General features: G+C 49.4%; 14 protein-coding genes. 4 read left to right on the top strand and 10 right to left on the bottom strand.

The annotated features are described in order from the left end of the window. Positions 1 to 16: 16 nt before the first annotated feature. From ACI0FR_RS07145 to ACI0FR_RS07105, 9 genes are all read right to left on the bottom strand, one after another. Positions 17 to 2,173, bottom strand: a complete 2,157-nt coding sequence (locus ACI0FR_RS07145; protein ID WP_374830918.1) for a sodium-translocating pyrophosphatase — start codon at positions 2,171 to 2,173, stop codon at positions 17 to 19. A 276-nt stretch (positions 2,174 to 2,449) separates the two neighbouring features. After that, a complete protein-coding gene (gene nusB / locus ACI0FR_RS07140) occupies positions 2,450 to 2,965 on the bottom strand; it encodes a transcription antitermination factor NusB (protein ID WP_374830916.1) in 516 nt (171 codons plus the stop codon). A gap of 210 nt (positions 2,966 to 3,175) precedes the next feature. After that, a complete protein-coding gene (locus tag ACI0FR_RS07135; protein ID WP_404905931.1) occupies positions 3,176 to 3,790 on the bottom strand; it encodes a riboflavin synthase in 615 nt (204 codons plus the stop codon). A gap of 1 nt (position 3,791) precedes the next feature. Beyond that, positions 3,792 to 4,925, bottom strand: coding sequence for a bifunctional diaminohydroxyphosphoribosylaminopyrimidine deaminase/5-amino-6-(5-phosphoribosylamino)uracil reductase RibD (gene ribD, locus ACI0FR_RS07130; protein WP_404905932.1), 1,134 nt, complete (start codon positions 4,923 to 4,925; stop codon positions 3,792 to 3,794). After that, positions 4,926 to 5,414, bottom strand: coding sequence for a transcriptional regulator NrdR (nrdR, locus tag ACI0FR_RS07125; RefSeq protein WP_404905933.1), 489 nt, complete (start codon positions 5,412 to 5,414; stop codon positions 4,926 to 4,928). 171 nt (positions 5,415 to 5,585) lie between these two features. Next, on the bottom strand, positions 5,586 to 6,884 hold the full coding sequence (gene glyA, locus ACI0FR_RS07120; RefSeq protein ID WP_374830908.1) for a serine hydroxymethyltransferase: 1,299 nt from the start codon (positions 6,882 to 6,884) through the stop codon (positions 5,586 to 5,588). 179 nt (positions 6,885 to 7,063) lie between these two features. Continuing rightward, positions 7,064 to 8,365, bottom strand: a complete 1,302-nt coding sequence (locus tag ACI0FR_RS07115; RefSeq protein ID WP_374830906.1) for a L,D-transpeptidase family protein — start codon at positions 8,363 to 8,365, stop codon at positions 7,064 to 7,066. Between the two features lie 265 nt (positions 8,366 to 8,630). Beyond that, positions 8,631 to 9,065, bottom strand: a complete 435-nt coding sequence (locus ACI0FR_RS07110; protein WP_404905934.1) for a DUF6163 family protein — start codon at positions 9,063 to 9,065, stop codon at positions 8,631 to 8,633. Next, positions 9,065 to 10,111, bottom strand: a complete 1,047-nt coding sequence (locus ACI0FR_RS07105; RefSeq protein WP_404905935.1) for an enoyl-CoA hydratase/isomerase family protein — start codon at positions 10,109 to 10,111, stop codon at positions 9,065 to 9,067. Before ACI0FR_RS07105 ends, ACI0FR_RS07110 begins: the two co-directional genes overlap by 1 nt. A gap of 242 nt (positions 10,112 to 10,353) precedes the next feature. Between ACI0FR_RS07105 and hemB the strand changes: the two genes are divergently transcribed. The 4 genes from hemB to ACI0FR_RS07085 all read left to right on the top strand — a co-directional run bounded on the left by hemB (position 10,354) and on the right by ACI0FR_RS07085 (position 13,931). After that, entirely contained in the window at positions 10,354 to 11,409 is a 1,056-nt protein-coding gene (gene hemB, locus ACI0FR_RS07100; protein WP_374830900.1) for a porphobilinogen synthase, read from the top strand. Between the two features lie 114 nt (positions 11,410 to 11,523). Then, on the top strand, positions 11,524 to 12,006 hold the full coding sequence (locus tag ACI0FR_RS07095) for an RDD family protein (RefSeq protein ID WP_404905936.1): 483 nt from the start codon (positions 11,524 to 11,526) through the stop codon (positions 12,004 to 12,006). Between the two features lie 211 nt (positions 12,007 to 12,217). Further along, positions 12,218 to 12,964, top strand: coding sequence for an arginyltransferase (locus ACI0FR_RS07090; RefSeq protein WP_404905937.1), 747 nt, complete (start codon positions 12,218 to 12,220; stop codon positions 12,962 to 12,964). A gap of 70 nt (positions 12,965 to 13,034) precedes the next feature. Beyond that, positions 13,035 to 13,931 carry a DMT family transporter gene (locus ACI0FR_RS07085; protein ID WP_374830894.1) on the top strand — a complete coding sequence of 299 codons (897 nt, stop codon included), beginning with the start codon at positions 13,035 to 13,037 and terminating at the stop codon, positions 13,929 to 13,931. A gap of 63 nt (positions 13,932 to 13,994) precedes the next feature. On the opposite strand, the gene ACI0FR_RS07080 is transcribed toward ACI0FR_RS07085, so the two are convergent. Further along, complete coding sequence (locus ACI0FR_RS07080; protein ID WP_404905938.1) at positions 13,995 to 16,307, bottom strand: DNA topoisomerase IV subunit A; 2,313 nt, start codon at positions 16,305 to 16,307, stop codon at positions 13,995 to 13,997. Positions 16,308 to 16,523 lie beyond the last annotated feature (216 nt).

The following is a 16,523-nucleotide window of genomic DNA, read 5'->3' as shown; positions in this document are numbered from 1 at the left end:
TTATTATTTCAGTCCCTCACACCGAATGCGCCAGCACCGCCAAAAGCAACAGCGCCACAATATTGGTGATCTTGATCGCCGGATTAACCGCAGGCCCTGCCGTATCCTTATAAGGATCGCCTACAGTGTCGCCGGTGACCGATGCTTTATGTGCTTCTGATCCCTTTAAATGCAGCACACCGTCTTTATCGGTAAAGCCGTCCTCAAAGCTTTTCTTGGCATTATCCCACGCGCCGCCACCTGATGTCATGGAAATGGCCACAAACAAGCCATTGACGATCACACCGAGTAAAGAAGCGCCGAGCGCTGCAAAAGCCGCCGATTTGGAGCCGGAAATCATCAATACACCGAAATAAACTACCAATGGAGCAAGCACCGGCAACAAAGATGGCAGTATCATTTCTCGGATAGCTGCTTTGGTTAGAATATCGACTGCACGCGCATAATCAGGCCGTTCCTCACCGGTCATGATGCCCGGATGCTCGCGGAATTGACGGCGCACTTCATGCACCACAGAACTGGCCGCCCGCCCCACAGCGGTCATGGCCATGCCGCCAAAGAGATAGGGAATAAGCCCGCCAAAAATCAACCCCGCCACCACATAAGGATTGGAGAGATCAAACGACACCTCACCCATATTGGCAAAATACGGATATTGATCCCCATGCGCGGCAAAATAAGCCAGATCATTGGAATAAGCTGCAAAGAGCACCAATGCCCCAAGCCCGGCCGAACCAATCGCATAGCCTTTGGTGACCGCTTTGGTCGTATTGCCCACCGCATCCAGCGCATCAGTTGCCTTGCGAACCTCACCATCAAGACCGGACATTTCGGCAATGCCACCGGCATTGTCTGTCACCGGCCCGAATGCATCAAGCGCCACAATCATTCCGGCAATGCCCAGCATCGCAGTAACAGCAATTGCTGTACCGAAAAGACCTGCCAACTGATAGGTGGCAATAATACCGCCAACAATTACCAATGCCGGCAATGCGGTTGCCTCTAATGACACCGCCAAACCTTGAATGACATTGGTGCCGTGACCACTCACGGAAGCCTGCGCGATGGAATTGACCGGTCTCTTGTTGGTACCGGTATAATATTCGGTAATCACCACAATCAAACCGGTGACAATCAATCCGATAATACCGCAGATAAACAGATTGGTACCGGTGATGATCTGCCCATCCACAACACCCACCTCGCCCCAACCAATGGTCAGCATATTGGCAACAGCAATACCGAGAACCGACAGAATGCCTGTTGCGATCAGCCCTTTATAAAGCGCACCCATAATTGAGCCGGATACACCGAGTTTGACAAAAAATGTGCCGGCAATTGATGTTAAAACGCAGACACCACAAATCGCCAATGGGTAAAGCATAATGATGGCAAGCTGATCGCCACCACCAAAGAAAATCGCTGCCAACACCATGGTTGCAACGACTGTCACCGCATAGGTTTCAAATAAATCCGCTGCCATACCGGCACAGTCACCGACATTATCGCCGACATTATCGGCAATGGTTGCGGGATTGCGGGGATCATCTTCAGGAATACCAGCTTCCACCTTGCCGACCAGATCACCGCCGACATCCGCACCTTTGGTGAAAATACCGCCGCCCAATCGCGCAAAAATGGAAATCAGCGAAGCACCAAAACCGAGTGATACCAGCGCATCAATCACTACACGGTCAGAGGGTGCATAGCCCAGATAATAAGTCAGCACGAAATAATAAAGCGACACGCCAAGCAACGCCAATCCCGCCACCAACATGCCGGTAATTGCACCGGACTTGAAAGCAAGCTCCAAGCCGCTGGCCAGACTAAATGATGCCGCCTGCGCGGTGCGCACATTGGCACGCACCGAGACATGCATACCGATAAAACCGGTGACACCTGAAAGCACCGCACCGATCAGAAAGCCGATGGCGGCTGTGATGGAAAGAAGATACCATACGGCCAGAAAGACCACCGCGCCCACAATTGCTATTGTTGTATATTGTCGTGTCAGATAAGCCTGCGCGCCTTCACGTATGGCACCGGCAATTTCCTGCATCCGGGCATTGCCCTGATCTGCTGCAAGAACTGAACGGGTCGCAAATACGGCATAAACCACTGAAAATAAGCCGCATGCGATAACAAGAAGAAGAACCCCTATGCCAACTTCCATTAAGCCAACTCCCATTTCCTTGCGATCCGTTTGCCTTTAAGCGGATCGGTTTATCGGCATGAGAGTGCCTTGATAATGAACCCTGATCAGGCCATCATTTGATTAATGGATTTGAAATTTCATGAGAAAAGACAAAAACTTGTTCCAATCCATCATTTCCGCATCTTTCACATGCCGTTACAGATGAAAGATGCGGAACTTGGAACCAAAGGTCAAGCTGAACTTAAGCGAAGCGCCAAAGGCAGCTTCGCCAGCTATTAATGCTGGCAGCAGATATTATCTTTTGTTGCGGTTGACCGCACCGCGGCTTTCGCCACGCAATGTAAAGGCCAGACGATCCAATACAGCGTTGGTTAGTTTTGGCTCTTCTTCGCCATAAAAAGCCTTGGCAATATCAACATATTCCGAAACAATCACCGCAGTCGGAACATCTTTGCGGTTTTTCAATTCCCAAATACCGGCACGCAAAATGGCTCGCAGAGTAGAATCAAGGCGTGATAATGGCCAATCTTCGTTCAACGCTTCGTGAATCATCGGGTCAATCACGCGCTGTTCGGCCACAACACCGGCCAGAATTGCGCGGAACCATTGCGGATCGGCATCCAGATATTGTGTGCCATCCACTTCTTTGCCCAAACGGAAAGCTTCATATTCGGCTACAACTTCCGAAATACCCGTTCCGGCCACATCCATTTGATAAAGTGCCTGCACGGCGGCCAAACGTGCAACGCCACGCTTATTTGCTGTACGTGGAGCGGAGGCTACAGGTTGCCCATCATGAGAGGATGTCATTATTACGCGCTCCAAAACTTCTTGTAAAATCTCATTATAACCCATGCTGAAAAACAGCATACCTTATTTGCTAGAGTATTTAGACTTTCTCTTAAATGCTCTATTGATACAAAAACGCATTTTACCCAAAAACCGTTTTACAGTTTTCGGGATGCGTTAATTCATTAATACGGCATGCCGGTAACAGGCTGCGCCAATTTTAAACAGGCTCTAAGCCGATTTTGAAAATTGTGCAAGACGTGCCGCGTAGCGGGCCAGCTGATCTATCTCAATATTGACCAAATCACCCACTTTTCGCTCACCCCAAGTGGTGACAGAGAGCGAATGACGGATCAAAAGCACGTCAAACTCATGACCATCAACACCATTGACAGTCAAAGACGTGCCATCCAGCGCCACTGAACCTTTTTGGGCAATAAATAGAGCCAAGGCTTCCGGCGCCCGCAAGGTGAAGCGAACAGCATCGCCCTCTTCTTCGCATGCAATAATCTCTGCCTTGCCATCGACATGGCCGGAAACCAGATGGCCGCCCATCTCATCGCCAAGCTTCAATGAGCGTTCAAGATTGATCGGCGTACCAGTCTTCCACTCAGAAATAGTCGTCAGACGCAATGCCTCTTCCCATGCTTCCACTTCAAACCAACGGGCATTGCTACCCTTTTCAGGCAAGGAAACCACAGTCAGGCAAACACCTGAACAAGCAATGGAAGCACCCAGTTCAATTGTCGTCGGATCGTAGGCTGTTTCAATGCGCAGCAAGACACCTTCATTCAAAGGTTTAATGCGCCCCACTTTACCCACATCTGTGACGATACCCGTAAACATATCAGCACTTCCTCACATATTCTGCATAATGATCAGCACCAAAATCGGCACTGCGTAACAATGTAAATTCAGTCTCTATATAGTGTTGTAAACCCTGAACAGGAATACCACCCGCACCAATTTTGACAGGTGCCTGAAACAGCGCCAAACGATCAGCCAAACCTTCACGCAGGAATGAGGCCGCAATCGAAGCGCCTCCCTCCACCAGTAAAGTGGCAACGCCAAGCTCGCCTAAATCATTGAGCAATTCCGGCAAGGCAATCACACCTTCGCTGGTATCGGTTGCAATGATATGACACCCGGCATTTTGATATTGAATGCGCTTTTCAAGTGGCACATCAACGCCGCAAGCAATCCATAACGGCACGCGCGCGGCCGACTGCACCAGCTTTGAGGATAGCGGCAAACGCAAAGCGCTATCCAGCACGATGCGGATTGGCGAGCGATGCGCCATACCATCCAAACGACAAGTAAGCTCCGGATCATCTTCCAGCGCCGTTGCGATACCGATTAAAATGGCATCCGTCTCCGCACGCATCAAATGACTTTGTGAACGGGCAACAGAACCGGTGATTGGCACCTGCCCCTGCCCGTCAACACCGATAAAACCATCAGAAGAAAGTGCTAATTTTACAATAACTTCCGGACGTTTCTTAAAAGAACGAACGAGGTATCCTGCAAGCTGATTGGCCGCCATTTTTCCAAGCACATTTTCCTGCACTTCGATGCCCGCTGCACGCAGCATTGCATAGCCTTTGCCACTCACCCGTTCATCGGGGTCATTGGCAGCCGCCACCACACGCGCAATGCCGGCACTGATGAGTGCTTCGGCACAAGGCGGCGTTTTGCCATGATGGGCGCATGGCTCTAATGTCACATAAGCGGTAGCGCCGCGCGCATTTTCGCCCGCTTCACGCAAAGCTTCACGTTCTGCATGTGGACGCCCGCCAAGGGCGGTTACACCGCGTCCGATAATGACAGGGCCAAAACCATTATCTTTGACAATTAATGTGCCGACCGACGGATTTGTGGAGGTCAATCCGAGATTGCGCCGCGAATAACGAATCGCAGCCGCCATAAAACGCAAATCTTGCGCGGTAATTTTATCTTGAAAAAGCCCTTCACTATCCGACATTTAATCGTCCGAAAGTTTCACAGCCGGAGCTGCAGACGCATCATCATTCAGCTCGTCAATCACATTATGAAAATCATGTGCTTCGCTGAAATTGCGATAGACAGATGCAAAACGGATATAGGCAATATCATCAATGCCCTTCAATGCATGCATAGCCAAGCGACCGATTTCATCGGAATGGATTTCCGCCTCACCTGAACTCTCGAGCTGGCGCACTATGCCTGATATCGCGCGCTCCACGCGCTCCGGATCGGCATCACGCTTGCGCAGAGCCACCTGAATGGAACGCGTAAGTTTTTCACGATCAAAAGACACTTTTCGACCGCTCTTTTTCAGCACCATCAAATCGCGCAACTGGACGCGCTCGAAAGTGGTAAAACGCCCCGCACAGACCGGACAGACACGACGGCGACGAATAACGGCACCATCCTCTGCTGGGCGGGAATCTTTAACCTGTGTGTCATCAGACTGGCAAAAAGGACAGCGCATGGCAATCTTTCATAACCGCTCAGCATAAATACTACTTGTGATTCTAGTATCCCAAGATAACCGATCAACGACCCAGCACATAATCTTCGCGGCAAAATAATGTGGAGAAGAAAATCCCCGCGCAACCAATCAGATCACGCGGGGATTTGCAATCAATCAGTCACTTAAAAATCAGCCCTGATAACCATACATCGGGAAGCGTTCGGTCAAACTTACGACCTTGTTCTTAACAGCTTCCTCAACAGCAGCATTTCCTTCGTCGGAGTTGGAAGCTTTCAAACCATCCAGCACTTCGCCGATCAGATTACCAATCTCAGTAAATTCTGCTGCGCCAAAGCCGCGGGTTGTACCAGCCGGCGTACCCAGACGGATACCGGAAGTGACAAAAGGTTTTTCAGGATCGAAAGGAATACCGTTTTTGTTACAGGTAATGTTAGCACGGCCAAGAGCAGCCTCAGCACGCTTGCCGGTTGCGTTTTTAGGGCGCAGGTCAACCAACATCAAATGGTTGTCCGTGCCGCCAGAAACGATATCAAGGCCGCTGCCCTGCAAAGCCTTTGCCAATGTGCGGGCATTATCGACCACATTTTTGGCATAGGTTTTAAATTCAGGCTGCAAAGCTTCGCCCAATGCAATCGCCTTACCGGCAATCACATGCATCAGCGGGCCACCCTGAAGACCAGGAAATACAGCCATATTGAACTTCTTGGCCAGATCGGCATCATTGGTCATGATCATGCCGCCACGCGGGCCACGCAGGGATTTATGCGTCGTGGTGGTGCAAACATGCGCATGCGGCACTGGTGACGGATGCTGGCCACCGGCCACAAGACCAGCAATATGCGCCATATCAACCATCAAATAAGCGCCGACTTCATCAGCAATTTTGCGGAAACGTTCCCAGTCCCAAACGCGGGAATAAGCAGTACCACCTGCAAGGATCAACTTAGGCTTGGTTTCGCGCGCAATACGCTCAACTTCATCCATATCGATCAGGTGATCTTCTTCGCTTACACCATAAGAAATAACATTAAACCATTTACCGGACATGTTGACCGGTGAACCATGGGTCAGGTGACCACCGGAGTTCAGATCCAGCCCCATGAATGTATCACCCGGCTGCAACAGCGCGAGGAAAACGGCCTGATTCATCTGACTGCCGGAGTTTGGCTGTACGTTGACATATTCAACATTGAACAGCTTCTTCGCACGTTCAATCGCCAGTTCTTCAACCACGTCGACATATTGGCAGCCGCCATAATAGCGCTTGCCCGGATAGCCTTCAGCATATTTGTTGGTGAGAATTGAACCCTGCGCTTCAAGAACTGCGCGTGAAACGATATTTTCCGAAGCAATCAGCTCGATTTCATGGCGCTGACGGCCAAGTTCATTGCGAATTGCACCAAAAATATCCGGATCAACTTCTTCAAGTGGCTTGTTGAAAAAAGCATCTAGATTTGCCTGCGACATGGTTTAATCCCTCCGGTTGCCGATCAAAGCTGCTTGGTAAGAGCGCGGATTATCATATTTGCCCGACAAGCGCCAATCCAAAGCTTCGTGAAAAACGGGTTTCCGACAAAAGAAACAAAAAAGCCTGTGCGACTTATTCTCACACAGGCTTTGATTTGATCAATTTTGCTCAGAACCAATCAGACATCAGTACCGATTGCCAATTCTGCCGCACCATCCATCTTATAAATATCATCGCGGAACTGCACGACACCATCGCCGGTTGACCAGGCCGAAACATAGACAAAATGTAACGGAACCGGATCAGCAAGCAGAATCGGATGGTTTTCGCCCGACTTGATCGTGTTTTCGATGGTCTGACGATCCCAGCCCGGCGTGTTTTTCAACAGCCAGACATCCAGATCACGCACATTCTGCACGCGCACACAACCGGACGAGTCAAAACGCATCATCTTGTTGAAATAGCTCTGTTGCGGCGTATCATGCATGTAGACTGCATGATTGTTATGGAAGTTGATCTTGGTCGAGGACATCGCATTGATCTTGCCCGGATCCTGACGGAACATCAGGCGAACAGCCTCATCCGTGTTCCAGTCAACGCTTTCCGGCGGCACTTCCTGCCCCTGCGCATCGTAGAGACGGATTTTATTACGCGTCAGATAAGTCGGGTCTTTGCGCATCACAGGGATAATATCTTTGAGGATAATCGACTTCGGTGCCGTCCAGAACGGATTGAGAATAACTTCGTGAATTTTGGAAACAAGCAACGGTGTCTGACGGTCAATCTTGCCGACAACCGCAGTATGGCGCTGTGAAACGCGGCCATTTTCATTGGCTTCAATGAGTGCAGCCGGAATATTGACCATCACAAAGCGCTGCTCGTTGACATTGGCAATTTCGTTCAAACGCCCAAGATTGGTCTGCAACTGACCAAGGCGCACATCCACCGGAATATTCATGGCGGAATAGGTAAATTGCCCCATTACACCGTCAGCAGGCAAACCATGACGCGATTGAAAACGCTTCACACCTGCATCAACATATGAGTCATATGAAGCAGATAATCCCGCACTTTGTGGCAAATCACCGGTAATCATCAGACGCTTGCGCAACACAGAAACTGCCGGATCGCTTGTACCCAGTTTCAGCTTGGCATTGCCCGGCACCTGCGGCCAGCCCCCCTGCATGGCAATATTGCTATATTGTGAAATAGCATTCTGCACATAGGAAACTGTCTGCGGGCTCATCACAGGCTGGTTGGTTGCAACTTGCTGATGGCTGCTGGTGCTGGCACGCGCATCAAACTGATCATCCCAATTACCACGCCGCGGAGCAGAAATAATATCATTGAGCGCATTTTGCGCAAAAGCCGATGTTCCGGCGATTGATAGCCCGAGCCCTGCTGCACCAAGACTGGCGGCACCGCGCAAAAACATGCGTCTGTCCAATTGTGACATAGCGGTAGTCTTTCCTGATTTCATGCCTGATTTAACCCCGGACTTAATTATTGCAAATTCCTGAAGTTCAACAACAGCTTTGAAAAAGCTTGTCAGACCCGCGCTCCCCCGCGCTGCATGTCGAAATATGAAAAAATCCATACCCTATTTTATGGCTTAATAATGTCTGCCATGCAGGTTTCAAGCGGCAAGCATCATAACGCGCTTCTGCATAAGTGTAATTCTATAATGTACCTGCAACTTGTTGCAAAACTGACACATAATTGCCCGTTAAATGTTCGGACGGAACCTAATCTGTAAAACGAAAATTATTTTGCTGTCTTCTTTGCCAAAACAAAAGACCACGCAAAATAATGTAAACCAAAATACAACCAAGATTGATAGCAACAATTTCAGGCCTGTATTCAAACAGACGAGACCAATAACTATAAATACCGATTTCAATTGCGGCAGCGAAAAACCAGATCACCGGCCCCCATGCAGCACGCAACCATAAGCCTGTTGCCGCAACAGGAAACAAAATCGCCAGCCCGACAAAGGCGGTTTGCCACTGCCAAGGCATCAAATCAAAGCGCCACAGCAGCCCCGGATAAACACCGATCAGCCGCACCCAATAATAAAGACCGCACGCAATCGAATAAATCGCAAGCAAACGGACAAACCAGAGCATGCCGGTTTCAGTCAATGTGGGGCGCAAACTTTGGCGCAATCTTTCTTCATGCATCAAAGCTCAAGTTCCCCATGGCTTAAAGGAGAAAAACACTGGCCAACATCTTCATCACTCACGTCTTCCAGTTTCTCCGGTCTCCAAACCGGTTGCGTGCCTTTTTCAACCAATGCTGCCCGCACACCTTCATAAAAATCAGGTTTCTTGATCATATGGCAAGCAATGCGATATTCCATCTGCATGCGTTCATCAAATCCAAGTACCTTCGCGCGTTTCATTTGCTCAAAAATAACGGCCAGACTTGTCGGCGAACGTTTAGCCAGAACAGTCAGGGCATCAGCCGCAAAAACGTTTTCTTTGGCAACAGCTTCTAAAGCTGAAAGACATTCAGCCAGCGTATCAAACCCAAAACAATCGGCAATCAATGCACGATGATCGACGGATGTCTCAAAATCCGGATAATCCAGATGCACCAGCGCCTGATCAAGATCACCGGTGGCAAAAAGAACACGACGAAACTCGGCTAAATGTTCACTTTTCATCGCATGGGTGGCTATCCCGCTTTGCAAGCAATCACCCCAGCGGATAATATTGCCGGTCAATGCCAGATAAATACCGAAATTGCCCTCCAAGGGTGGCAAGAAAACGCTCGCCCCCACATCGGTGAAAAATCCGATAGCAGATTCAGGCATGGCAAACATGGTGTTTTCGGTGACAATACGATGTGTTCCATGCACCGAAACACCAGCGCCACCGCCCATCGTAATGCCATCAAGCAGTGAAATATAAGGCTTTGGAAAAGATGCAATTTCTGCATTCATTGCATATTCGTCGGCAAACATCTGGAATTTATATTTGCCCTCACGGCCAAGATGATAAACCTCGACCACATCGCCACCGGCACAAAAAGCGCGCCCCTCGCCCTCAATCAAAACAGCCGCGATGGAATGATCGTCTTTCCATGCTTGTAAAGCGCGCCTGATCGCCTTGATCATTTCATGGGTAAGTGCGTTCAAAGATTTTGGCCGCTGTAACCGGATCAAGCCGATTGTACCATGCTGTTCAAAGAGGATCTGATTGTCTGCGCCAAAGTTAATCTGCATTTTTTCCTCTCATGATTTAAACTGCGGGAGTAAAAAGCAAACTTTACTGTGCCAATGCCGCTAAAAATATTAATCCTTGGATAATGCAGTTTTCCCATGATAAGCAAGGGGCAATTGAACCGGACTCGCATATCACAAAAGAATTGACTGGTTCTTTTTATTGTTTTTTCACGCCAAAATGAGCTCGCAATTTTTTTGCAGCAGTTTGACATTGTATCCCATCATCTACCGGGGGACCGATAATGACTAAGCCCGCTTCCATGAAAACACCATCCGCAACCACCAAGGCCATTGACGAAGCAACGCAGGGCCGCAGATTGCGCCGTATGCGTAAAACCGGCTGGTCACGTCGTATGGTGCAGGAAAACCACTTGTCGGTTGATGATCTGATTTTGCCTTTCTTCCTCACCGGTGGCGAAAAAGTTGAAGAACCGATTGAAGCCATGCCGGGCGTTTCGCGTTATTCGGTTGATATGGCTGTGCGCATGGCTGAAAAAGCTGCAAAACTTGGTATTCCCGCCATTGCCCCTTTCCCGCGTGAAAGCGCCGATGTAAAAACCGAAGACGGCAACCATATCGCTCATCCCGACAATCTGATTAACCGCGCCATCCGTGCGATTAAAAAAGAAGTTCCGGAACTGGGCATCATCACCGATGCCGCCCTTGATCCGTTCACCACCCATGGCCACGACGGCATTTTGCGTGAAGGTATCATCATCAATGATGAATCGGCAGAAATGATCGTCAAAGGCGCCTTGGCACAGGCTGAAGCCGGCACCGACATTATCGCTCCTTCCGATATGATGGATGGCCGTATCGGCCTTATCCGCGATGCACTCGACGCCAATGGTTTTCAGGATATTCCGATCCTGTCTTATGCCACAAAGTTTGCCTCCGCTTTCTATGGCCCCTACCGTGATGCCATCGGCACACTTGGCCTTTTGAAGGGCGACAAGAAAACCTATTATATCTCACCAGCCAACACAGACGAAGCGGTACGCGAGGCCGAACAAGATCTGATGGAGGGTGCGGATATGCTGATGGTCAAGCCTGGCCTGCCTTATCTTGATATTATCCATCGCTTGAAAAGCACTTTCCATGTGCCGACCTTCGCCTATCAGGTCTCCGGTGAATATTCGATGATCAAAGCCGCCGGCCGCAATGGCTGGATCAATGAAGAAGCGGCGATGATGGAAAGTCTGATGGCCTTTAAACGTGCAGGCTGTGATGGTATTTTGACCTATTATGCCTTTGAAGCAGCTGAGAAAATCCATCAGGGCTGGCATATCGGCAATTGAACCAATGCCGGAATTGCTGGCCTGTTCATACACATTCTCTTGAAATTGGTGCATAAGTGAACCATCTTTAAACAGCCGTACGATTGGTGCGGCTGCTTTTATGAAAGATGGATCATGTCTTATCAGACATACACAAATGACATGCAGGGCGCTCAACTGACCGATTACCGGTTATTTGACGGCGTACGTACGCGCAGAATTTTTGCCTTTCTGATCGACTATGCCATCATTTTCATGCTGACCATTCCGGCAGCCATTATCATCGCCATTTTAGGTGTTTTAACCCTCGGCCTTGGCTGGATGCTTTATGCCATCATTTTCCCGTTGATTGCGCTTAGTTATATTGCTTTCACCATGGGCGGTGAGCAACAGGCAACTTTGGGCATGCGTGCAATGAATATCCGTTTGATGCGTCTTGATGGTCTGCGCGTGGACAGCATGCTTGCGATTGTTCACAGCATTTTATTCTGGGCACTCAATACAGTTTTGACCCCTTTGATTCTCTTTGCCTCCCTGTTTCTGGATCGTAAACGTACACTTCATGACCTGTTGCTTGGAACAGTCGTTGTACGTTCTGACCGGTTGGACAGACGCTAAAGATAAGAAACCAACTCATATGGCGTTTAAAAAAACAATTCCTACTTGACCTTTTAAATAGTCGTATCATTCTAGGCAGATAAGTTTAAACGGGAGGAAAGTGCCGTTCATCCCGCTTATCTTATTATAATATAATAATAAATTAGGGTGAACTTATCTAAGAACGGGCAACTATTATGATGGCAGTGTTGGCAATTATCGCGGATAATACATGACCCAGCACATTCAAAACACGCCGCAGTTTTTTCTGACGGCTCCCGCTCCTTGCCCTTATTTGGAAGATAAGGTTGAGCGCAAGGTCTTTACACATCTCACCGGCTCCAAAGCATCCGAGATCAATGATCTGCTCACCCAAGGCGGTTTCCGGCGCTCACAAAATATTGCCTACCGTCCCGTCTGTGAAAATTGTCAGGCTTGCGTCTCTGTGCGTATTATCGCCGACGAGTTCAAAATGAACCGTTCGATGAAGCGTATCTGGCAAAATAATAAAGATCTGATCGGCACGGTCAATAATCCCGACACCAATAACGATCAATATGCTCTGTTTCACGAATATCTCGAAGCGCGCCACCGCGATGGCGGCATGTCGGGCATGTCGGTTCAAGATTACACCATGATGGTGGAGGATACCCACGTCACGACCAAGGTGATTGAATATCGTCGCCGTGGCCCCGATAGCTTCATCACCGGAAAGGGTGAAGGCGAGCTGATTGCGGTTGCCCTTACTGATGTTCTGTCCGACGGTCTTTCGATGGTTTACTCTTTCTACAAACCGGAATTGCATTCGCGCTCGCTTGGCACATACATGATCCTCGACCATTTGCACCGTGCGCGCCAATATGGCTTGCCGCATGTCTATCTCGGCTATTGGGTCAATGGTTCGCGCAAAATGGAGTATAAAATTCGTTTTCGTCCGCAGGAGCAATTGGGGCCCCGCGGCTGGCAGCGCGTGGATTAATTACAAAAATCGATCAAACGCATCGATCTGAGGAAAAGGCGCAATATCCAAAAAATAATGAGGGGGAGATTTGTCTGGCTCGGTTCAGAAAAGTGGCAATCATGCCAAGGGTTTGCTCATCACCGCGATAGGCGGCTTGTTTTTAACCGTAGATATTCCGCTGATCAAACTGGCAGACGGCAATGCATGGTCTGTCATTATGGTGCGCGCAGGATTAACCTTTATCGCAAGCATCATCATATGGACGGTATGGTCATTACTGACAGGCAAAAAACAAACATTGATACCGGGTAAAACCGGCCTGATTGTTGCCCTGCTCTATGGCATCTCCGCCACTTGTTTCGTTACCGCCGTTTTTAATACATCCACCGCCAATCTGGTTTTCATTCTTGCTCTCAACCCGATGGTCTCAGCCATTTTGGGCTGGGTATTTTTAAAAGAACGTCCGCAACGCGCAACCTTCATCACCATGTTCTTCATGGTTATAGGCGTGTTGATTATTGTAAGCGACGGTGTCACCTCCGGTGGCTGGTTTGGTGATATGGTGGCACTGCTTGCCACCACCTGTCTTGCGACAGCCATTACCATCAGCCGCACCACCAACAAAGAAATGGGACTTGCGGCCATTGTTGCCACTTGCCTGCCCTGTGCCGTGGCAATTTACTTCGTGGTGACAAAAACCGGCTATCAGATCAACGACATCAAATGGTTAGCTCTTGACGGTGCATTGATTTTGCCTGTCGCCTTCATCTGTCTTGCAACAGGTCCACGCTATCTCTCAGGCCCCGAAGTTGCGATGTTCTATTTACTTGAAACGATATTAGCGCCGATCTGGGTCTGGATGATCTTTCAGGAAGTGCCAAGCCCTGCCACACTCACCGGCGGCGCCATCATGATTACGGCACTGCTTAGCCACTCTACATGGCAGTTGCGCACCTATCGGGCGCGCCGCAAAGCATTTGCCTGAAAAAGCATATAAAAAAACGGGACATGTCATCATGCCCCGCTTTTTTATGCTCATAAATAGTGATCAGAACTTGCCAGAACGCGGAAAGCCTTTCGGCACCACACGGCCGGCAGTTGCACGTGCGCCCATCCATTCCAGCAACTCGTCTTTGCTGCGGGTAAATGTTCGTCCGGCCGAATCCTGCCATGACAGGCCGTTTTCTATCGCAAAGCCACGGATATCGGACACGCCGCCATCCTTATAACGCTGCAATCGAACACCTTTACCACGGGTCAGTTCCGGAATTTCGCTCATCGGGAACACCACCATCTTGCGGTTTTCACCGATAACAGCCACATGATCGCCTGCAACGCGCATACAGATTTTTGCTTCATCCGGCGCTTTGACATTCATGATCTGCTTGCCCTTACGGGTATTGGCAACTGTATCGCTTTCCGGAATGATGAAACCATAGCCCAGATGCGACGACAGCAGCAATTTGGCCGATGGATCATGCACAAAAGCAGTCAGAATATCCTGATCATTCTCCATATCCACCAGAATACGGATCGGATCACCATGACCACGTCCACCCGGCAGCGTGTTGGCACCCAACGTGTAAAATTTGCCGCCCGTCGTGAAGAACAAAATTTTGTCTGTGGTTTCCGCATGGAAAGCCAGCTTCAGCTTGTCGCCTTCCTTGAAGGTCAATGTACTGAAATCGGGTAAATGCCCTTTCATCGCACGCAACCAGCCTTTTTCAGACACAACAATCGTGACCGGTTCTTTTTCGATCATCGCTTGCTGGATTTCTTGTAAGTCATGGTTCGGCGCTTCGGCAAAATGCGTACGGCGCGCGCCTAATGGTGTCTTAGGTCCATATTTTTCGCGCACCGCTTTGATCTCGCTGCTGATTTTCTTCCACTGCTTGGTGCCGGAAGCCAACAGTTCTTCGATCTCTTTTTTCTCTTTCGACAAGCCGTCGTGCTCTTTACGGATTTCAAACTCTTCGAGTTTGCGTAAAGAGCGTAAGCGCATGTTGAGGATCGATTCTGCCTGCAAATCGCTCAGCTCAAAAACCCGCATCAGCTCCTGTTTCGGCTCGTCTTCCTCACGGATAATCCGGATCACTTCATCCAGATTAAGATAAGCCACCAGATAGCCGCTCAAGATTTCGAGACGCCGTTCAATTTCGGCCTTGCGGTGTTCCGAACGCCGGATCAGAACTTCCTTGCGATGCGCAAGCCATTCGCGCAGCACACCATCAAGCGAAAGTACATTGGGCACTTTACCATGCGACAGCACGTTGAGATTGAGCGAGAACCGGCTTTCAAGCTCGGTGAGCTTGAAAAGTGATTCCATCAACAATTCCGGATCAACGGTACGGTTCTTAGGTTCCAGCACAAGACGGATATCTTCCGCGGATTCATCGCGCACATCGTCAAGCAGCGGCAGTTTTTTAGCAATCAGCAGTTCGGCGATCTTCTCGATCAGGCGCGATTTTTGCACCTGATACGGAATTTCGGTGACCACAATCACCCAAGTGCCGCGATTGCCCTCTTCCTTTTCCCATTTCGCACGGGTACGGAAAGCACCGCGTCCAGTGCGATAGGCTTCCAGTATATTATCCGGCGTTTCAACCAGCACACCGCCAGTCGGGAAATCCGGTCCGCGCACTTTGGTTTTCAGCAAAGCATCAGGGTCGGTCAACGCTTCACGCTTGATCTCTTCCCACTGTTCTTCAGTGGTCATCAAGTCTTCAACTGTCGCATCCGGATGATTGATCAGATAAAGCGCTGACGAGCAAAGCTCTGCCACATTGTGCGGCGGAATGGATGTCGCCATGCCCACAGCAATACCCGAAGACCCGTTGGCCAGAAGATTTGGAAAAGCACCGGGCAAAACAATCGGCTCTTCATCTTCTTCATTATAGGTCGGGCGGAAATCAATGGCATTTTCCTGAATGCCTTCCATCAGGAGTGTTGCCACTTCCGTCATACGCGCTTCGGTATAACGCATCGCCGCCGCATTATCGCCATCGATATTACCGAAATTGCCCTGCCCGTCCACCAATGGATAGCGCACGGCAAAATCCTGCGCCAAACGCACCAATGCATCATAAATCGACGCATCGCCGTGCGGATGGAATTTACCCATCACATCACCGACAATACGGGCGCATTTCGCATAGGCCTGATCCGGATTAAGACGCAGCAGGCGCATGGCATGGATGATGCGCCGATGAACGGGCTTCAAACCGTCGCGTACATCCGGCAGTGCACGATGCATGATCGTGGACAGTGCATAAGCGAGATACCGCTCTTCCAGAGCTGATTTTAAATTAATCGGCTCAATGTGATTATCGCCGCCACCAGGCGGAATCAAACTTTTTCCCATACGAAATGAATACCAATTCGGCGATTCGACGGCAAGTCAAGAACCCCGTCCACGAACAGTTTAAAGTCATAAATCTGTTTCTAACTTCGTATTCTATGGGAGAAACTGATAAAAGATCACGACAGTTAACAACTCATCCCAATTTATGAGTAGGAAAAAAGTAAATATGTTACTATCAAACAATTCGACTTTGACATCCTTCCAATAATAACAGGT

The organism is Paenochrobactrum sp. BZR 201-1, from assembly GCF_044987585.2.
GTDB lineage: Bacteria > Pseudomonadota > Alphaproteobacteria > Rhizobiales > Rhizobiaceae > Paenochrobactrum > Paenochrobactrum pullorum.
Note: the sequence above shows the minus strand (reverse complement) of the source record. Positions and strands in the feature narration are given on the sequence as shown.